The organism is Erythrobacter sanguineus (assembly GCF_900143235.1).
GTDB classification, from domain to species: Bacteria; Pseudomonadota; Alphaproteobacteria; order Sphingomonadales; family Sphingomonadaceae; genus Erythrobacter; species Erythrobacter sanguineus.
The window spans coordinates 98,507-118,038 of record NZ_FRDF01000008.1 but is presented as its reverse complement, the minus strand read 5'-3'; the positions used below and the strand labels follow the sequence as shown (position 1 = coordinate 118,038).

The window sequence follows — 19,532 nt, the reverse complement described above, 5'->3', positions numbered from 1 at the left end:
CACTGAAACACGGGCGGCGCGGGGGGCAACTCCTGCGCCGTTTTCGTCCAGCCGAAGCGGTCAGGCCTCCAGCTCGATGTCCCAATACAGCCAGTCGCGCCATGTCTCGTGCAGGTAGCCCGGCGGGAACAGCTTGCCGTACTGCTGCAACTGCCAGCTGGTCGGGCGGATCGGGGACTGGTGCACCGGCATCCCGGCCTGTTTCGGTGTCCGCCCGCCCTTTTTCATGTTGCACGGCGCGCAGGCGGTGATGATGTTTTCCCACGTGGTGCGCCCGCCCAGCCGGCGCGGGATCACGTGATCGAAGGTCAGGTGTTCGCCGCTGCCGCAATATTGGCACTGGAAACGGTCGCGCAGGAACAGGTTGAAACGGGTGAAGGCGGGAAATTCGCTCTGCTTCACATATTGCCTGAGCGCGATCACGCTGGGGATTTTCATGTCGAGGCTGGGCGAATGCACCTCGCGATCATAACTGGCGACGATATCCACCCGGTCGAGGAACACCGCCTTGATCGCGGTCTGCCACGGCCACAGGCTGAGCGGGTAATAGGACAGCGGGGTATAATCGGCGTTGAGCACCAGCGCCGGACAGGCCGAAAGGTTGCGCGTCGGATCTTCATCGACGCCGCGGAACCGGGCTGCTTTCTCGATCAGTTCGGCTTTGAACACCGTGCTGCGTTCCTCCCTGATTGCTGCCATCCTGACGTGGCAGGGCAAAGAGTCAAACCCGTTACAACCTGGCTATCCACAGGGCCAAGCTGTTGGGGGCCTGTGGAGCGGCTGTGGATAGCGCGAGGATAAGTCCTGTGGCATGGCCTCCCGCCATGACGGAAGACCGCCCGCTCGTCACCCGCTTCGCGCCGAGCCCCAACGGGCCGTTGCATCTTGGCCATGCGCTGTCGGCGATCATCGCGCATGATCTGGCGAAGGCCGGCGGCGGGCGGTTCCTGCTGCGGATCGAGGATATCGACGGCCCGCGGTCACGCCGCGAACTGGCCGATGAATTCCGCCGCGATCTGGCATGGCTGGGGCTGGAATGGGAAGAGACCGCCGCGCAATCGACCCGTCTTGCCACCTATGTTGCCGCCGCCGCAGCGCTGAAGGCGCGCGGATTGCTGTATCCATGCACCTGCACCCGCAAGCAGATTGAAGCTGCGGGGGCGGCATCCGGGGCAGAGCGCCTGATCTACCCCGGCACCTGCAAACGCATCCCGCCCGATCCCGCGCTGCCAGCGGCATGGCGGCTCGATGCGGGCAGGGCGCTGGCGGCAACCGGGCCGCTGGTGTGGGAGGATGACCTTGCCGGACCCATCCCGGTCGACCTGTCGGGGCTGGGCGATGTGGTGCTGGTGCGGAAAGACCTGCCCGCCAGCTATCACCTCGCGGTCACGCTTGATGATGCCGCCGATGGTGTGACACTGGTGACGCGCGGAGCCGATCTGTTCGCCGCCTCCCACGTCCATCGCACCTTGCAGGCGCTGCTCGATCTGCCCGTGCCGCGCTGGCACCATCATGCGCTGCTGATGGATGATACCGGCCAGAAACTCGCCAAGCGGCGCAGTTCGCCTGCGCTGGCAGAGCGGCGGCTGGCAGGCGAAAATGGCCGGATGCTTGCCGAACAATTGCGCTTGCAGCATTTGCGGCTTGGAACTTGACGGCTGACCATCCATTTAGGGGCCATGACCTATTTCCTCATCGCCGTTCTGCTGGTCCTGATGGGCCTTGTCGCGTTCTCGTTGATCAAGGGGATCGTCGCCTTTCTCAAGACGACCCGGATCGACCTTGAAACGGGCGAGGCTGAAACCGCGACCGACATGCAGCTTGCCCAGAACAAGGCGATGTTTGCGCGCATCAAGTATCAGGCGATGGCAATCGTGGTCGTGGCGATCATCCTTGCCGTTGCCCGCTGAAGCCCTGCGTCTTCCCTGATGGTCAAGCTCAACAGGATCTACACCCGCACCGGCGATGACGGTACGACGGGCCTTGTCGATGGCTCGCGCTGCCCGAAACATTCGGCCCGCATCGATGCGATGGGGCTGGTTGACGAGGCCAACAGCGCCATCGGCCTCGCTATCTGCGCCATCGGCGATGCAGGCCAGCGCGCGCTGCTGACCCGGGTGCAGAATGATCTGTTCGATCTGGGCGCGGATCTTGCCACCCCGGCGCAGGATGATGATTTCACCCCGTCCGAAATGGTGCTGCGGATCGTTGCTGCGCAGGCCGGATGGATCGAAGCGCAGATCGATGCGCTCAACGAACGGCTTGAACCGCTCACCAGTTTTGTCCTGCCCGGCGGCAGCGAGGCTGCGGCGCGCGTCCATGTGGCCCGCGCCACCACCCGCGCGGCGGAACGCGCGATGGTGATGCTGGCCGCCGAAGTCCCCGTCAATCCGGCGGCGCTTGCCTATATCAATCGCCTGTCCGATCTGCTGTTCGTGCTTGCCCGCGTCGCCAATGATGATGGCCGCACCGATGTGAAGTGGGTTCCGGGCGCCAACCGGTAACAAGATGCCCGCTAGTCAGGCGTGATCTTCCCCGCTAGGGCGGCGCTCTTGCTGCACTTGCGAAGGAATACCTGATGCGCAACATCGCCGTAATTGGCGCCGGTCAGATGGGAACCGGCATTGCCCAGACAGTTGCCGCCCATGGCATGACCGTAATGCTCGCCGATGTTGATCTGGCCCGGGCCGAAGCGGGCAAGGCCAATGTCGAAAAGGCGCTGGTCAAGCTGATGGGGCGCGGCAAGATCGAGGCGGGGGAGGCCGAAGCCCTGCTCGCCCGCATCACTCCGGTGGCCGATTATGCGCCTTTCGCCGAAGCCGACCTGATCGTCGAAGCCGCGACCGAGCGCGAGGAAATCAAGAACGCGATCTTCGAAAGCGCAGGCAAGGTGCTGAACGCAGGCGCGATCATGGCGTCGAACACTTCATCGATCCCGATCACCCGCATGGCCAATCATTCGCCTGATCCGGCGCGCTTCATTGGCCTGCATTTCTTCAATCCGGTGCCTGTCATGGGCCTGATCGAAGTCATCCCCGGCCTCGCGACCGCGCAGACAACCACCGACAGCGTCACAGAATTTGCGCGCGGGCTGGGCAAGGAAGTGGTGCTGAGTCAGGACGAACCCGGCTTTGTGGTCAACCGCATCCTCCTGCCGATGATCAACGAAGCCGTGTTCGTGCTGGGGCAATCGACCGCGGGGATCGAGGATATCGACAAGGGCTGCCGGCTCGGCCTCAATCACCCGATGGGGCCGTTGCAGCTCGCTGATTTCGTCGGGCTGGATACCTGTCTCGACATTATCACGGTGCTTTACCGGACCACCCGTGACAGCAAGTATCGCCCCGCACCGCTGCTGGTGAAATATGTCGAGGCCGGGTGGCTGGGGCGCAAGACCGGGCGCGGTTTCTACGATTACACGGGCGAAGCGCCGGTGCCGACCCGCTGAGGCGGGGGCGGGCCGCGGCTTATTCCGGCTCTACCATCAGCGCCCGCGACGTGATGACCGGGACGGCTTGCTCAGCCTGTTCACGCGGGACGAGAATCCCCGGCGAATGGGCGACAACCGGGCCGCCGATCCGGATGCCGGGCGTGGGCCCGCGCGTGTCCGCAGGCGGACCTTGCGAAGGCTGGGCCGCGACGGGCGGCTCGTCAGGGTCAACCTCGGGCGCAAACTCGCCGAACACCGGGGCTGGCGTGCCGCCCCAGCCGCTGTCGGGATCAAGCGGCGCAAGCGTGACGTCCTCGCTGCGTTCCTCGGAGACGCTGCGCGCCTCCTCGACAATGGTTTCGCGCTGCGTTCCATAGGTATCGATCGCGCGGTCAAGCACGCCGCCGCCATCCTGCGGACCGATCATCACCACCGCGCCGATGATGGTTATTCCGGCAAAGGCGATTGCGGTCTTGCTGTTTGCGAACAGGGTTTTCGACATGCGCCGAGGGATAGCGCGGATCTGGTTAAACTTTGGTGGAAATCAGCGCGGCTTGGTGGGCAGGGCGCGCTTCCATTCATACAGCAGGTCCAGCGCCTCTCGCGGGGTCAGCGCATCAAGATCGGCGGCGTGCAGGGCCTGTGCCAATTGCTGCTCGGGGGAGGGCGGCGCAGGCTCGGGGCGCAGGGCGGCGAACAGCGGCAGATCGCCCAGCCCGGCGGCAATCCCGCCGGTTGCCTCGCGGGTCGCCTCAAGCTTTTCAAGCACCGCCTTCGCCCGTTCGACCACGGGCGCGGGCACCCCGGCCAGCCGCGCGACCGCGAGGCCATAGGAACGATCCGCCGGCCCTTCGGCCAGTTCGTGCAGCAGCACCAGATCGCCCTGCCATTCGCGCGCGCGGACATGGTGCAGCGACAAGGCCTCGCAGGTCTCCGCCAGCCGCGCGAGTTCATGATAATGGGTGGCGAACAGGCAGCGGCAGCGAATAGCGCCATGCACCGCCTCGGCCACGGCCCAGGCGAGCGCCAAGCCGTCATAGGTCGAGGTTCCGCGCCCGACTTCATCGAGAATCACGAAGCTGCGATTGCTGGCCTGGGCAAGGATTGCGGCGGTTTCGACCATTTCGACCATGAAGGTCGAACGCCCGCGCGCCAGATTATCCGCCGCGCCGACCCGGCTGAACAGGCGATCGACCAGCCCGATCCGCGCCGCTTGGGCCGGGACGAAACACCCCGCCTGCGCCAGCAGCACGACCAATGCGTTCTGGCGCAGGAAGGTCGATTTGCCGCCCATGTTCGGGCCGCCGATCAGCCACAACCGGTTATCCGGGCCAAGTGTGCAATCATTGGCCACAAACCGCTCGCCCGCCTTGGCCAGCGCTGCCTCGACCACCGGATGCCGCCCGCCGGTGATGGCAAGGCCCGCATCCTCGGCGATCTCCGGGCGGCACCAGTCGCCTTCGGCCGCCCGTTCGGCATTGGCGGCGGCGACATCGATCCGGGCAAGCGCGGCGGCGGTCGCGGCAATGGTTTCCCTCGCCGCGACGACTTCGCCCACCAACTCCTCGAAATGGGCTTCCTCGGCGGCGAGTGCATGGCCTCCTGCCTCGGCGATACGGGCGGCTTCCCCGTGCAGCTTCAGCGAGTTGAACCGCACCGCGTCCTTCATCGTCTGGCGATGGGTGAAACTGCTTTCGGGCACCATCAGCCGGTCGGCATGGCGCGCGGGCACCTCGATGAAATAGCCGAGCACGCCATTGTGCCGGATCTTGAGCGTCGCGATCCCGGTTTCGTCACGATAGCGCGCCTCCATCGCCGCAATCGCGCGGCGGGCATCGCCCGATGTGACGCGCAGTTCATCAAGCGCGGCGTCATATCCATCGGCAATATAGCCGCCGCCCGCGCGTTCGGTCGGGGGCGAGGGCACCAGCGCGCGGGCAAGCAGATCGGTCAGCGCACCGTGGCCGGTCAGGCGGGCCAGCACATCATCGAGCAGATCGGGCCGATCGGGCGCACCGCTGAGCCACTGGTGCAGCCGCATCGCTTCGTTCAGGCCATCGCGCAACTGGCCGAGATCGCGCGGCGAGCCTCTGCCTGCCACCACCCGTCCCAGCGCACGGCCCAGATCGGGGATGGCGCGCAAGGCATCGCGCAATTGCGCGCGTTCAATCGGACGGCCCTGCCAGAACTGCACCAGCGCGAGCCGTCGCTCGATCTGCCCGGCATCGAGCAGCGGCGCGGACAGGTCTTCTGCCAGCAGCCGCGATCCGGCACCTGTGACGCAGCGGTCCACCGCGCCGATCAGGCTGCCTGCGCGCCCGCCTTGCGATGATTCGAGGATTTCGAGGCTTGCCCGCGTCGCCTCGTCCATCGCCATGCCGCTGCGCGCCTCGCGCAGCACCGGGGGCAGCAGCAGCGGGAGCGAACCGCGCCCGACATGGTCGAGATAGGCGATCAGGCCCCCGGCTGCGCTGAGCATCGCGCGGGAGAAATCGCCGAAGGCGTCGAGCGTCGCCACACCATGGATGGCGCGCAGCCGGTCGGCCCCGCCATCGCTGGCAAAGGTGCTTCGCGGGCGGGAAATCGCCCCTTCCGGGCCATCTGCCCAGTCTTCGGGCACCACCACTTCGCTGGGGGTGATCCGCGCCAGCACCGCGCCCAGCATCCCGGCCTCGCATTCCTCCAGCACCATCGCGCCGGTCGAAACATCGCAGGCAGCGATCCCGATGCTGCCGCGCAGTTCGGCCAGCGCCACCAGCACATTGGCGCGGCGCGGGTTCAGCAGGGCTTCCTCGGTCAGCGTGCCGGCCGTCACCAGCCGCACAATCGCACGCGCCACCAATGCCTTGGACGATGGCGTGCCTTCACGCTTGGCGCGCGCCTTCGCCTCGTCGGGCGTTTCGATCTGCTCGGCAATCGCCACCCGGCATCCGGCCTTTATCAGCCGCGCGAGATAGCCTTCCGCCGAATGCACCGGCACCCCGCACATCGGGATCGGCTCACCATTATGTTCTCCGCGCGTTGTCAGCGCGATATCGAGGATCTGCGCGGCGGCCCGCGCATCGTCGAAGAACAGCTCGAAGAAATCGCCCATCCGGTAGAACAGCAAGGCATCGCCCGCCTCGGCCCGCAGCGCGAGATATTGCGCCATCATCGGGGTGGGTTTGGGATCGTCGCGCGCGGCCATCCTGCCGGACTAGCCACACCTTGAGCGATTCGGAATGACTGCCCTTACGGCTTTCCCCCGACTCGGGCCATTTGTGGCCTATCGCTTGGCCATCGGCGCGTCTAAGACCAGCCGCTGACGACCGGATCAAGGCAAAAGGGAACAGGCATAATGGCCGAGGAAAACGCCAATCAGAACAGGGGCGGCTTCACCACCCGCGAGGCATTGTTCTATCACGAGACGATCCGTCCGGGTAAGCTGGAAATCGTCGCGACCAAGCCGATGACCTCGCAGCGCGATCTCAGCCTGGCCTATTCCCCCGGCGTTGCCGCCCCGGTTGAAGCGATTGCTGCCGATGCCTCGCTGGCGGCCCGTTACACAGCCAAGGCGAATCTGGTCGCGGTGATTTCCAACGGCACCGCGATCCTCGGGCTGGGCAATCTCGGCGCGCTGGCATCGAAGCCGGTGATGGAAGGCAAGGCGGTGCTGTTCAAACGCTTTGCCGATGTGGATTCGATCGACATCGAACTCGACACCGAAGATCCCGAGGCCTTCATCAATGCCGTCGCGCTGATGGAGCCGACCTTTGGCGGCATCAATCTGGAAGACATCAAGGCGCCCGAATGCTTCATTATCGAGGCCGCCTTGCGCGAACGGATGAAGATCCCGGTCATGCATGATGACCAGCACGGCACGGCGATCATCACTGCCGCGGGCCTGCTGAACGCCTGTTACCTGACCGATCGCAAGATCGAGGATGTTAAGGTCGTCGTGAACGGTGCGGGTGCTGCCGCGATTGCCTGTACCGCGCTGATCAAGGCGATGGGCGTGCGGCACGAAAACGTCATCATGTGCGACCGATCCGGCCCGATCACGCCGGGGCGTGACGGGGTGGACCAGTGGAAGAGCGCGCATGCCGTCGCGACCGACGCGACCACGCTCGAAGAAGCGCTGAAGGGCGCGGACATCTTCCTCGGCCTTTCGGCCGCTGGCGCGCTCAAGCCCGAATGGGTGGCAGAGATGGCGGATAAACCGATCATCTTCGCCATGGCCAACCCGACGCCGGAAATCATGCCGGACGAAGCCAAGGCCGTTCGCCCTGACGCGATCATCGCCACCGGGCGCAGCGACTTTCCAAATCAGGTCAACAATGTGCTGGGTTTCCCCTTCATCTTCCGCGGCGCGCTCGACGTGCAGGCGACGACGATCAACGAGGAAATGAAGGTTGCCGCAGCCACCGCCATCGCCGAACTCGCGCGCGAACGCGTGCCCGAAGAAGTGGCGAGTGCCTATGGCAAGAACCAGAAGTTCGGGACGGACTACATCATTCCCGCACCCTTCGATCCGCGCCTGATTGAGGTCGTTTCCTCGGCTGTGGCCAAGGCGGCGATGGATTCGGGAGTGGCCAAGGCTCCGATCGCAGACCTCGACGAATATCGCCATCAGCTGAAATCGCGCCTCAACCCGACAACCGCGGTGCTGACCGGCGTTTACAACGAAGCCAAGGCCAATCCCAAGCGGATGGTCTTTGCCGAGGCGGAAGAGGAAGTAGTGCTGCGCGCCGCGATCCAGTTCCGCGACTTCGGCTATGGTACGCCGATCCTTGTCGGACGGACCAAGGCGGTGATGGACAAGCTGCACCAGCTTTCCGTGTCCGATCCGGGCAGCTTCGAAATCCAGAACTCGGCCGACAGCGAATACGTGCCTGCCATGGTCGACTATCTCTACAAGCGGCTTCAGCGGCGCGGCTATACCGAGCGCGACGTGCGCCGCATGGTCAATCAGGAGCGTAACGTCTTTGCCGCGCTGCTCGTGGCGCTTGGCCATGGCGATGGCCTGATTTCAGGCGTCACCCGGACCTATGCCCAGACCGTGCGCGAAGTGAACCTCGTTCTCGACAAGAAACCAGACGCCTTGCCCTTCGGCATCCATATGATGATCGGCAAGAACCACACCACATTCCTTGCCGATACCACCATCAACGAGCGCCCGAATTCCGAGGAACTGGCCTATATCGCCAAGGAAACCGCGGCAGTCGCCCGCCGCATGGGCCACGAACCGCGCGTCGCCTTCCTGTCCTATTCGACTTTCGGCAATCCTTCGGGGCAGTGGCTCAGCAATATCCGCGATGCGGTGGCGATCCTTGATCGCGACGGCTGCGATTTCGAATATGAAGGTGAAATGGCCCCCGATGCGGCGCTCAACCCGCGGGTGATGAGCCTGTATCCCTTCAGCCGCCTGTCCGCGCCTGCCAACGTGCTGATCATGCCGGGTCTGCAATCGGCCAATCTTTCGGCCAAGCTGCTGCGAGAGCTGGGCTCGAACACCACGATTGGCCCGATGCTGATCGGGATGGAGAAGCCGGTGCAGATCGTGCCGATGACAGCGGCCGCGCCTGACGTGCTGACGCTGGCAGTTCTGTCGAGCGCGGGGGTCGTGGGTTAGTTCCTGACCTCAGGCCAGTCGTTCCTCGATCGGGACATAGTCCTCATCATACCCGAAATAGCGCGGACTGAAGACGGCAAGACCCGCTTCAGTCCGCCACAATGGATCACACCGAAAGCCCAGCACGGCGACATTTTGGCCTTTGGTGAAATCAGGGTTGTTCACGCCGTCAAAGCTTTCCATATCGATGACCGAGATCAGGTCGGGGCAGGTTGCCACCACGCTGCCATCGCGACGGGCGATCAGATGTTCGTTCTTGTATTCTGTATCAAAGCTTTGCCCGGCGAAATCGCCACTGCCAGCCAGCGCCAGTTCTCCGACTAGAAACCCGTCTTCATCGCGCCAGTCGAATTCGCTCACCGTCCCAGTGAACAGCAGATAGCCATCGCCAGCGAGTCGCGCCGCTTCAATCGGGTCAGCGCCCGAGGATCTGGCGGCTCGAACCGCTGCGCCGATTTCGCGGGCCAGGGTAAGGCTGCCTTTTACCAGCGTGCCATTTGCCTTGGCCTGAGCGCCGGTGATCGGGCTGTCGGCGACCCCGCAAACTTCGCTCGCCACGGCGATACTGCGCAGGATATCCTCCGCGCGGCTGGGGTCGCCCAATGTGCCAACAACCAATTCATCGCCAAACGGGGTTGCCGCGCCGATCGGGGTGAGCGGCAGTCCCGCGACCTTCACCGAATGCTGGTTAATCTCCGGAACCGCGCGCCCGACCGTATCAGCATCCAGCGCAGGCACGCCGAGCCGGGCGGCTATGGACAACCCTTCTGCAAGACTGAGAGGCCCGATTTCGCCCAGAATAACGCCGGCGAATTTCTGCCCGATATGCCGCTCCAGCGTTTCGAAGGCGAGTTGCACAGGCTCACCCACCGGATCAATCGCATCCAGCCTAGCCTGCATTTCCTCGCTGGTGGGGGCCAGACTGGCGAGGCCGTAGGGGCACGCAACCCGGTCCGTATCGACCAAGGCTGCAACGGGCAGGGCCGTGAACGCAAGTCCTGCCGCAAGATCCTTCGCAATCAAATCGCGCGCTTCGGCAAGGCTCCCGCCACCGCCAGTACCAAGATAGGAGCTGCCGACCAGCGCATCCTCCAGCCCCTCGGCATCCAGCGCCACAGCGTTGGAATTCGCGGCGCGCGATCCGGTGGATGGCCCATCGCCCGCATTAATCTCCTTACACGCCGCGAGCGTGCCCGCTGCGACTGCCAAACCACCCAGAAATTGCCGCCGTGATGCCATGTGATGTGTCCCCTTTGATCAGGGGCACTTTAACGCCGACGGAACCTGAAATACCACACCTCGTGGCCGAACACGGTGCGCGCCTTGTGTTCGTAACGGGTTTCGCACCACCCGCTTGGCCGGTTCTGCCAGCTTGAAGGGCCATCGACGACCCATTCGAACTTGTCCGTATGCCGCTGCATCACCATGAGCGCGTGGCGGACATAGACGGGATGATCGGTGCCGAAGCGGAATTCACCGCCGGGCTTCAGCTTGTCGGCGAACATCTGCACTGGGCCGTCGTTCATCATCCGCCGCTTGGCGTGCTTGGCCTTGGGCCAAGGATCGGGGTGCAGTAGATACAGCATCGTCAGCGCGCCGTCCGGCACCCGCCGCAGCACTTCGAGCGCGTCTCCGTGATGAATCCTGACATTCGCGAGCCGCTGCTCCTCCACATGGGTCAACGCCTGAGCGACGCCGTTGAGGAACGGCTCGGCGCCGATGAATCCATGGTTGGGCAGGAGATCGGCGCGATAGGCGAGATGCTCACCACCGCCAAAGCCGATCTCGAAATGCAGCGGGCGCGAATCGCCAAACAGCACTTCGGATGTCACCGGGCCTTCAACCGGTACGGCGATCTGCGGCAGCAGGTTATCGACCAGTCCCTGCTGCCGGCCGCGCAATTTCTTGCCGACGCTGCGCCCGTAAAGCCGGGCGATGGTGGTCGGATCGCCTTCCTTGAATGCTGTCATGACCGCAGCCGCTAGGCGCGGGTGCGCCTGCTTGTCCAGCCCCGCTGTTTGGCTTGCCTTGCAGTGACGGGGCGATTGCCGCTATCGCCCCCGGCATGGAGCAGGTCGCGCCATTTCTCGCGCAGCAGCCCGCATGGCTGCAATCGCTGATCGGACTGACAGTGCTGACGCTGGCTGCGCTGGCGGCGAATTATCTGCTCAAGCACGTGATCCTGCGCGCCGCCGCCCCGTGGCTCGATCGCAAGACGCGGACAATCGACAAGGCGGTGGGCTGGCTTGCCACGGTGGTGCCGCTGCTGATCGTGTCGAACGGGATCAATCTGGTGCCCTATCTGCCGGCCACCGCGCGCGAGGTGGTGGGCAATGTCGCGCAGACGCTGATCGTGCTGTCGGTCGCCCTGGCGATCGCCAAGACCCTGACCTATCTCAACGAATTGTACGAACGCCTGCCACATGCCAGGAACCGCCCGATCAAGGGCTATCTGCAGGTGGTCAAGATCATCGTGCTGTGCGGGGCGGCGCTGATCGTCATCTCGATCCTGATCGACGAATCGCCATTGCTGCTGCTGTCCGGGCTGGGCGCGATCACTGCGGTGCTGCTGCTGGTGTTCAAGGATACGATCCTCAGCCTTGTCGCCAGTGTGCAGCTGTCCACCAATGATATGCTGCGGGTGGGCGACTGGATCGAAATGCCGGGGATGAACGCCGATGGCGATGTCATCGACATCTCGTTGCACACGGTGAAGGTCCAGAATTTCGACAAGACCATCACCACCATCCCGACCCATCGGCTGGTGTCTGATTCCTATCGCAACTGGCGCGGGATGAGCGAGGCGGGCGGGCGGCGGATCAAGCGCGCCTTGCCGCTTGACCAGAACACGATCCGATTTCTGACCGAGGATGAAGTTGCCGCGCTGCACCGCTTCCGGCTGCTGCGGCCCTATCTGGCGGAAAAGCAGGCCGAGATTGCCGCGTGGAACGGGCGCGAGGTTGCGGGTGAGGAAAACCCGGTCAATCGTCGGCGGTTGACCAATATCGGCAGCTTCCGCGCCTATGTGCTGGCCTATCTCCAGCATCACCCCCGGATCAATGCGCATTTTACCCTGCTGGTGCGGCAATTGCCGCCGGGCGGGCAGGGCCTGCCGCTGGAATTATACTGCTTTACGGATACCACCGCCTGGGTCGAATATGAGAGCATACAGGCCGATATCTTCGATCACATGCTGGCGATCATGCCCGAATTCCACCTGCGGTTGTTCCAGGAGCCGACCGGGGTCGATTTCGGCAATCTTGCCCACGCAGAGCCACAATAGGGCAAGAGTGCGAAGGAATCAGGCCGATCGGCCCGAAGGGCCGCAAGGGCGACGGCCCGCTGCGCCTTATGGCGCGAAAGCCAAGGCGGACGGATGTCCGCCGCCCGGCGTTTGAGGGCGAAACGAGTTACGCCGCTTCGGCTTCCTCGTTCGGGTCGCGCAGCACATAGCCACGGCCCCACACGGTCTCGATGTAATTCTCGCCGCCGCAAGCATGGCTCAGCTTCTTGCGAAGCTTGCAGATGAACACGTCGATGATCTTGAGTTCTGGTTCGTCCATCCCGCCATAAAGGTGGTTGAGGAACATTTCCTTGGTCAGAGTCGTGCCCTTGCGCAGGCTCAGCAACTCCAGCATCGCATATTCCTTGCCGGTCAGATGCACGCGGGCGCCATCGACTTCGACTGTCTTGGCGTCGAGGTTGACCGCCAGCTTGCCGGTGCGGATCACGCTTTGCGAATGGCCCTTGGACCGGCGCACCACGGCATGGATGCGGGCGACCAGTTCCTCGCGGTGGAACGGCTTGGTCACGTAATCATCAGCGCCGAAACCGAAGCTGCGGATCTTCGAATCCATTTCCGAAATGCCCGACAGGATCAGCACCGGGGTCTGCACCTTGGCGACGCGCAGCTTTTTCAGCACGTCATAGCCATGCATGTCGGGCAGGTTGAGATCGAGCAGGATGATATCGTAATCATACAGCTTGCCCAGATCCAGGCCCTCTTCGCCGAGGTCGGTCGAATAGACATTGAAACCTTCGGTCGTAAGCATCAGCTCAATCGCTTTGGCGGTGGTCGGTTCGTCTTCGATCAGCAGCACACGCATCAATGGGTCCTCTGTTTGCCCCTGGTAACCCCTGCTTAGGAGAGGTTGCCGTGAATTAACCACGCCACTTCTCACCAAAAAAGGTTAATAAGAAGTTTAGAGCGTTAACTTTTTGGAGTGAGTCTTTCGAGTCACACCCGCGTGCGGCGGGATTCGCGCCGGCAAATTGGCTTTACGCGCCGCCCGGCTGACCGGGAAAACTCCTAACGCAGCCCTGCCAGCTTCTTGGCGCGCCGTCGTTCTGCGCTCGACCCTAGGCCAATCGCCTCGCGGTATTTTGCCACGGTGCGCCGGGCAAGGTCGAAGCCTTCCTGCTTCAGCATGTCGGCCAGTTGCTGGTCGGACAGGATCTTCTTCACTGTCTCGGCATCGATCAGCGCCTTGATCCGTGCCTTGATCGCCGCGCTCGACGCACCCTCGCCATCAGCTGATCCGACCCCGCTGGTGAAGAAATATTTCAGTTCAAACGTCCCGCGCGCGCAGGCGAGGTATTTGTTGCTGGTGACGCGGCTGACCGTGCTTTCGTGCATTTCGATCTTCTCGGCCACTTCGCGCAAGGTCAGCGGACGCAGTTCGGCCACCCCGCGGCGAAAGAACCCGTCCTGCTGGCGCACGATCTCGGCGGCGGTTTTCAGGATCGTCTTCTGCCGTTGGTCGAGCGCGCGGATCAGCCAGTGTGCATCGGCCAGTTTTTCCTTGAGCCAGCCTTGCGCGGCCTTGTCCCCGGCATTGCCGCTCAGCTCGACGAAATAGCCGCGATTGACGATCAGCCGGGGCAGCGTCTCCTCGTTCAGCGCAATGTCCCACCCGCCTGCGGCATTGGCGCTGATGAGGATATCGGGCACCACGGTGCTGGTGGCAGACGGCGCGAAGGCGAGGCCGGGCTTGGGGTCATAGCTGCGCAATTCGCGCAGCATGTCGGCGAAATCCTCGTCATCCACGCGGCACAGGCGTTTGAGGCGCTCCACCTCGCCGCGCGCCACCAGTTCGAGATTGGCGATCAGCGCGGCCATGCAGGGATCATAGCGATCGGCCTCGCGCGCCTGAATGGCGATGCATTCCGCCAGATTGCGCGCGCCCACGCCGGAGGGGTCGAGCGATTGCACCAGCGCCAGCGCGGCTTCGGCCTCGACCAGATCGACGCCCAGATCATCCGCCACCTCGTCGATCGGCGTGCCGAGATAACCCGCATCGTCGAGCAGGCCGATGATGCGGCGCGCGATGAAACCGGTGCGCGGGTCGCTTGCCATCGTGCCGATCTGGGCGTCGAGGTGCTCGGTCAGCGTCACCTCGGCGGCGCGCAGCTGTTCCCAGTCGGGCAGTTCGGCGAAATCGCCGCCCGCGCTCGCCGCAGCGCCCCATTCGGCATCGCGGGCACCGCGCGCCGCGCCATCGCCGGTGTCCCAGTCCCGGTCGACCGAGGCGAGATCGAGCGGGGCATCGCCTTCGCCGCCGCCCAGCGCGATCAACTGGTCGGCAGGCGCATCTTCGGGAAGGGCAACCGCAACCTCGCCGCGCTCAGGCTCGTCGGGCGCGGGCGTCGCGGTATCGAGCAGCGGGTTGGCGTCCAGCGCCTCGGCGATGAAGCTTTCAATCTCGAGGTTCGATGCCGCCAGCAGCTTGATCGCCTGCTGCAATTGCGGCGTCATCACCAGCGATTGTGTCTGCCGTAAATCGAGGCGGGGGCCGAGAGCCATGCCAGTATGCTAGAGCGTGAAGCTCTCGCCGAGATACAAGCGTCGCACGTTCTCGTCGGCGACCAGTTCCTGCGGGCTGCCGGCGAACAGCACCTGCCCGCCGTAGATGATGCAGGCGCGGTCAACGATATCCAGCGTTTCGCGCACGTTGTGATCGGTGATCAGCACCCCGATACCGCGCGCCTTGAGGTCGCGCACAAGCTCGCGGATGTCGCTGATCGACAGTGGATCGATCCCGGCGAAGGGTTCATCCAGCAGCATGATCGAAGGCTTGGCCGCCAGCGCGCGGGCAATTTCGCAGCGCCGCCGCTCGCCGCCCGACAGGGCCATCGCGGGCGATTCGCGCAGCCGCGCAAGGCCGAATTCGTCGAGCAGGCGTTCCAGTTCGGCGGCGCGGGTGGTGCTATCGGGCTCGACCAGTTCGAGCACGCAATTGATGTTCTGTTCCACCGTCATTCCGCGAAAGATGCTGGTTTCCTGCGGCAGATAACCCAGCCCCAGAATCGCGCGGCGATACATCGGCAACTTGGTCACATCCTCGCCATCCATCAGGATGCGGCCCGAATCCGGCTTCACCAGACCCATGATCGAATAGAAGCAGGTGGTCTTCCCCGCCCCATTGGGGCCGAGCAAGCCGAACACCTCGCCCTTGGCGACGCTGAACGAAATATCGGATAGCACCGCGCGCTTGTCATAGCTCTTGGCGATCGAGATCACCTCGAGTCCGGTGCCCAGCGGCTGGGTGGCGGGAGCCGCTTCGGCCATCGTTTCGGATAGGGACGTTTCAGACATTGCCTGCGGTCTTTAGCACCCTTCGGCCCTCAGGAAAGACCCGAGACAGGTTTGGCAGGATTATTGCTTAGCCGCCACAGATCGGGGTGCTGCACGCGCATCCCGCGCCAAACTTTGCGTCATTTCCGATGCTTGCCTCTGCAAGATTGGCCCCGGCGCAACAAAATGGCGATTTTTCGCTGCCCATTGCAACCTTCCGCGTGCTTTGCGATACTCGATCATCAATTCCAGACCGTGGGGGAGCGGCATCATGGGCAAAGCAACCGAGCACCATCAGGCACGGGCCACGGCCTCAGCACGGGTGCGCGACTGGCGCAAGTCGATGAGCGATCATGTCGCCTATGGTCTGCTGGTCTATACCGGCCTGCAGATTTTCATGACGGTCAAGGCGCTGAGCGAGGGCACCTCGGGACTGTTGCCCTATGCGGCGCTGGTGGTGCTGGTGGCGGGCATCATTCCCGCCCTGCGCTGGTTCGAAGGTCGCTGGGCCGCGCTGGACGATGGTCAGGCCGCTGATCCTGCCTATGCCGCCGCCTTCCGCCGTGACATTGCGGGACTGTGGTTGCTGGCGATCGGCCTGCCGTTCGGCCTGACCCTGATCATCAAGGCGCTGCTCAGCCTTTTCTAGTTTTGAACCCGGCCCTTCGGCCGATCATCCCCGGTGCGGTTTCAAACCCTGCGGGCCTGGGCGCGCGCCTACGCGGTCGCTGCGCGATCGGAGCTGAACACGCAAACGTGCGAACCACACCTGCAAAACCGCCCGCAGCGACGCGACCTTGAGGCCGCACGAGCGAGAACTTCGTACCCCGGACGGTGGGCGCAAATCAGGAGTTTTTGTACCGCTCGATCGCCTCGATGGTGACCTGCCGGGCTTCGGCGGCATCGCCCCACTTGCCCACGCGCACCCACTTTTCGGCTTCCAGATCCTTGTAGTGGGTGAAAAAGTGCTCGATCTGCGCGAAGATGATCGAAGGCAGATCCTTGGTCTCGGCCACGTCCGAATAATAGGGGAAGGTTGTGTCCACCGGCACGCAGATCAGCTTTTCATCGCCGCCATGTTCGTCTTCGAGGTTGAGCACCCCGATCGGGCGGGCGCGGACAACGCAGCCGGGGATGAAGGGCGAACGCGCGATCACCAGCGCATCCAGCGGATCGCCATCGGGGCTGAGCGTGTGCGGAACAAAGCCGTAATTGGCCGGATAGCGCATCGGCGTGTGCAGGATGCGGTCGACGAACAGCGCGCCTGATTCCTTGTCGAATTCATACTTCACCGGCTCGCCGCCGGTCGGCACTTCGATGATCACGTTGAGATCGTCGGGCGGATTGATGCCGGTGGGGATCTTGTCGATGCGCATGATTGTTCTCTTTTGCGGCTACGTGAAGAAGCGGTAACGCCCCGCCCCTTAATCCGTGCCGCAGGATTGCGAAAGACCCCGCGTGGGCTTAACTGCGCCCGGTACACCAAGGAATCCCATGAGCAAGAACACCCCGCAGGCCATCAGAGGCACTCAGGATATTTTCGGCGCCGAGGCCGAGGCTTTCGCCTTCGTGGTCGAGACGTTTGAGCGCGTGCGCCGCCTGTATCGCTTCCGCCGGGTCGAAATGCCGGCCTTCGAGAAGACCGAGGTGTTTGCGCGCAGCCTCGGCGAGACGACCGATGTGGTGTCGAAGGAGATGTATTCCTTCGAAGATCGCGGCGGGGATTCGCTCACCCTGCGCCCCGAATTCACCGCCGGGATCGCGCGCGCTTTCCTCACCAACGGCTGGCAGCAATATGCGCCGCTGAAGGTCGCGACCCACGGCCCGCTGTTCCGTTACGAACGTCCGCAAAAGGGCCGCTACCGCCAGTTCCACCAGATCGACGCCGAGGTCATCGGTGCCGCCGAGCCGCAGGCCGATGTCGAGCTGCTGGCGATGGCGGATCAGCTGTTGAAGGAGCTGGGCATTCACGATGTGACCCTGCATCTCAACACGCTGGGCGATGGCGAAAGCCGCGAGGCGTGGCGCGCGGCTTTGGTGGATTACTTCCGCGCGGTGAAGGATCAGCTATCGGAGGAATCGCAGGAGCGGCTGGAGAAGAACCCGCTGCGCATTCTCGATTCGAAGGATGCGCGTGACAAGCCATTTCTGGCGGATGCGCCGAAGATCGATGCGTTTTTGTCGGAGGAGGCGAGCGCCTTCTTTGCCGCTGTGACCAGCGGGCTGGATGCGGCGGGCGTGAAGTGGGTGCGGGCGGAAAGCCTTGTGCGCGGCCTCGATTACTACCGCCACACGGCGTTTGAATTCATCCCTGACGAAGGCAGCGCCTCGGCTGCGGCTTTGGGGAGCCAGAGCACGGTGCTGGGCGGCGGGCGTTATGACGGCCTGTTGGAGTCGCTCGGCGGTGCCCCGACGCCTGCGGTGGGCTGGGCTGCGGGGATCGAGCGGCTGGCGATGCTGGTGGGGGCGCGGGAAGATGAACCGCTCGAAGCGATGGTGCTCGTTGAAGATGACGCCGGACTTAGCGCCGCGTTCTCCTTGCTCGCCGACCTTCGCAACGGCGGAGTCGTCGCCGAAATCATGGCAACCGGATCGCCCAAGAAGCGTTACGACAAGGCCGTGAAGCAGCAGCCGCAGCATATCTTGCGCGTAGGTGCAGATGGCTATTATGGCTTCGCGGGTGGTGAGCTTGCTCCAAAGCTTTCAGAAATCCTGACGTCCCGATCTTAGCGCCCTCCGTCGCCCCGGACTTGATCCGGGGCTTGGCTTCCTTTTCCGCCGCCCGCCGTTAGAAAGCCAAGGCCCGCATCAAGTGCGGGCCGACGATGGAAGAAACCGAAGTGCAAATCCCCCCCGAACGCCTTGACCAGATCGCGCACCGCTTTGCGGAGCTGGAAGCGCGCATGGCGAGCGGAACGCTGGAGGGCGAGGCCTTTGTGCGCGCCTCGCGTGATTACGCCGAACTCGAACCCGTCGCCAAGATCGCGGCCGAGGTGAAATCCGCGCGCGAGGAAATGACGGGCCTCTCCGAAATGCTCGCCGACCCCGAAATGAAGGCCATGGCTGAGGACGAGCTTGCCGAGATCAAGGCCAGCTTGCCCGAACTCGAACGCCGCCTCGCCATCGCGCTGCTGCCGCGCGATTCTGCCGATGCCAAGCCCGCGATGCTCGAAATCCGTGCCGGGACGGGGGGCGATGAAGCCGCGCTGTTCGCCGCTGACCTGTACCGCATGTATGAACGTTATGCCGCCGAGCAGGGCTGGAAGGTCGAGCCGGTCAGCATCAACGCCAGCGACATCGGCGGCTTCAAGGAAGTGATCGCCAATGTCACCGGCACCGGCGTGTTCGCCAAGCTGAAGTTCGAAAGCGGCGTCCACCGGGTGCAGCGTGTGCCTGTGACCGAAAGCGGCGGGCGTATCCACACGAGCGCAGCGACCGTGGCGGTGCTGCCCGAGCCCGACGAGGTGGATGTGCAGATCGAGGACAAAGACCTCAAGATCGATGTCTACCGCGCGTCCGGCGCAGGCGGCCAGCACGTCAACACCACCGACAGCGCCGTGCGCATCACCCACTTGCCGACCAATACGGTGGTGACCTGCCAGGATGGGCGCAGCCAGCACAAGAACAAGGAAAAGGCGATGCAGGTGCTGCGCACGCGGCTCTACGATGCCCAGCGCGAAGCCACCCACGGGGCCGAGGCCGAAGCGCGCAAGGCAATGGTCGGCAGCGGCGATCGTTCCGAACGCATCCGCACCTATAATTTCCCGCAAGGCCGCGTCACTGATCACCGCATCGGGCTGACCTTGCACAAGCTGGAAGAAGTGCTGGCCGGGCCGGGGCTCGCCGAACTGATCGACGCGCTGATCGCCGAGGACGAAGGCAAGCGGCTGGCGGCGTTAGCCGAGTGAGCGGGGTGG

General features: G+C 63.9%; 18 protein-coding genes. 9 read left to right on the top strand and 9 right to left on the bottom strand.

Annotation, left to right across the window (positions count from 1 at the left end):
* Positions 1–60: 60 nt before the first annotated feature.
* Positions 61–669 (bottom strand): HNH endonuclease, encoded by a 609-nt coding sequence (locus BUA05_RS08145; protein ID WP_072674225.1) that lies wholly within the window; start codon positions 667–669, stop codon positions 61–63.
* Positions 670–824: 155 nt separating this feature from the next.
* Here BUA05_RS08145 and gluQRS point away from each other — a divergent pair, with 155 nt between their 5' ends.
* The 4 genes from gluQRS (at position 825) to BUA05_RS08125 (ending at position 3,448) form a co-directional block, all read left to right on the top strand.
* Entirely contained in the window at positions 825–1,655 is an 831-nt protein-coding gene (gene gluQRS / locus BUA05_RS08140; RefSeq protein ID WP_072674163.1) for a tRNA glutamyl-Q(34) synthetase GluQRS, read from the top strand.
* A 24-nt stretch (positions 1,656–1,679) separates the two neighbouring features.
* Positions 1,680–1,910, top strand: coding sequence for a hypothetical protein (locus BUA05_RS08135; protein ID WP_072674162.1), 231 nt, complete (start codon positions 1,680–1,682; stop codon positions 1,908–1,910).
* Positions 1,911–1,928: 18 nt separating this feature from the next.
* The gene (locus BUA05_RS08130; protein ID WP_072674161.1) at positions 1,929–2,504 is read left to right on the top strand and encodes a cob(I)yrinic acid a,c-diamide adenosyltransferase; all 576 of its coding nucleotides are present in this window, start codon (positions 1,929–1,931) and stop codon (positions 2,502–2,504) included.
* A gap of 74 nt (positions 2,505–2,578) precedes the next feature.
* The gene (locus tag BUA05_RS08125) at positions 2,579–3,448 is read left to right on the top strand and encodes a 3-hydroxyacyl-CoA dehydrogenase NAD-binding domain-containing protein (protein WP_072674160.1); all 870 of its coding nucleotides are present in this window, start codon (positions 2,579–2,581) and stop codon (positions 3,446–3,448) included.
* 19 nt (positions 3,449–3,467) lie between these two features.
* Here the strand turns inward: BUA05_RS08125 and BUA05_RS08120 are convergent, their stop codons facing one another.
* Both BUA05_RS08120 and mutS read right to left on the bottom strand, forming a co-directional pair.
* On the bottom strand, positions 3,468–3,932 hold the full coding sequence (locus tag BUA05_RS08120; protein ID WP_072674159.1) for a hypothetical protein: 465 nt from the start codon (positions 3,930–3,932) through the stop codon (positions 3,468–3,470).
* A gap of 42 nt (positions 3,933–3,974) precedes the next feature.
* Positions 3,975–6,617, bottom strand: a complete 2,643-nt coding sequence (mutS, locus tag BUA05_RS08115; protein ID WP_084662537.1) for a DNA mismatch repair protein MutS — start codon at positions 6,615–6,617, stop codon at positions 3,975–3,977.
* 150 nt (positions 6,618–6,767) lie between these two features.
* On the opposite strand from mutS, the gene BUA05_RS08110 reads away from it, so the two are divergent.
* A complete protein-coding gene (locus tag BUA05_RS08110; RefSeq protein WP_072674158.1) occupies positions 6,768–9,041 on the top strand; it encodes an NADP-dependent malic enzyme in 2,274 nt (757 codons plus the stop codon).
* Between the two features lie 9 nt (positions 9,042–9,050).
* Here the strand turns inward: BUA05_RS08110 and BUA05_RS08105 are convergent, their stop codons facing one another.
* Both BUA05_RS08105 and trmB read right to left on the bottom strand, forming a co-directional pair.
* Positions 9,051–10,280: an S-methyl thiohydantoin desulfurase family protein gene (locus BUA05_RS08105; protein WP_084662536.1), complete on the bottom strand. Its 1,230-nt coding sequence runs from the start codon at positions 10,278–10,280 to the stop codon at positions 9,051–9,053.
* 29 nt (positions 10,281–10,309) lie between these two features.
* Positions 10,310–11,011 carry a tRNA (guanine(46)-N(7))-methyltransferase TrmB gene (gene trmB, locus BUA05_RS08100; protein WP_072674156.1) on the bottom strand — a complete coding sequence of 234 codons (702 nt, stop codon included), beginning with the start codon at positions 11,009–11,011 and terminating at the stop codon, positions 10,310–10,312.
* 95 nt (positions 11,012–11,106) lie between these two features.
* On the opposite strand from trmB, the gene BUA05_RS08095 reads away from it, so the two are divergent.
* Positions 11,107–12,324, top strand: a complete 1,218-nt coding sequence (locus BUA05_RS08095; RefSeq protein WP_072674155.1) for a mechanosensitive ion channel family protein — start codon at positions 11,107–11,109, stop codon at positions 12,322–12,324.
* Positions 12,325–12,451: 127 nt separating this feature from the next.
* On the opposite strand, the gene ctrA is transcribed toward BUA05_RS08095, so the two are convergent.
* The 3 genes from ctrA to lptB form a co-directional block, all read right to left on the bottom strand.
* Positions 12,452–13,147 carry a response regulator transcription factor CtrA gene (ctrA, locus tag BUA05_RS08090; RefSeq protein ID WP_072674154.1) on the bottom strand — a complete coding sequence of 232 codons (696 nt, stop codon included), beginning with the start codon at positions 13,145–13,147 and terminating at the stop codon, positions 12,452–12,454.
* Between the two features lie 203 nt (positions 13,148–13,350).
* Entirely contained in the window at positions 13,351–14,844 is a 1,494-nt protein-coding gene (gene rpoN, locus BUA05_RS08085; protein WP_072674153.1) for an RNA polymerase factor sigma-54, read from the bottom strand.
* Positions 14,845–14,853: 9 nt separating this feature from the next.
* On the bottom strand, positions 14,854–15,609 hold the full coding sequence (gene lptB / locus BUA05_RS08080) for an LPS export ABC transporter ATP-binding protein (RefSeq protein WP_072674152.1): 756 nt from the start codon (positions 15,607–15,609) through the stop codon (positions 14,854–14,856).
* Between the two features lie 277 nt (positions 15,610–15,886).
* Between lptB and BUA05_RS08075 the strand changes: the two genes are divergently transcribed.
* Positions 15,887–16,264 (top strand): hypothetical protein, encoded by a 378-nt coding sequence (locus tag BUA05_RS08075; RefSeq protein ID WP_072674151.1) that lies wholly within the window; start codon positions 15,887–15,889, stop codon positions 16,262–16,264.
* Positions 16,265–16,460: 196 nt separating this feature from the next.
* Here the strand turns inward: BUA05_RS08075 and ppa are convergent, their stop codons facing one another.
* Positions 16,461–16,991 (bottom strand): inorganic diphosphatase, encoded by a 531-nt coding sequence (gene ppa / locus BUA05_RS08070; protein ID WP_072674150.1) that lies wholly within the window; start codon positions 16,989–16,991, stop codon positions 16,461–16,463.
* 118 nt (positions 16,992–17,109) lie between these two features.
* Here ppa and hisS point away from each other — a divergent pair, with 118 nt between their 5' ends.
* Entirely contained in the window at positions 17,110–18,345 is a 1,236-nt protein-coding gene (gene hisS, locus BUA05_RS08065) for a histidine--tRNA ligase (RefSeq protein ID WP_072674149.1), read from the top strand.
* A gap of 95 nt (positions 18,346–18,440) precedes the next feature.
* A complete protein-coding gene (gene prfA, locus BUA05_RS08060) occupies positions 18,441–19,523 on the top strand; it encodes a peptide chain release factor 1 (RefSeq protein ID WP_425429517.1) in 1,083 nt (360 codons plus the stop codon).
* The last annotated feature ends 9 nt before the right edge of the window (positions 19,524–19,532 follow it).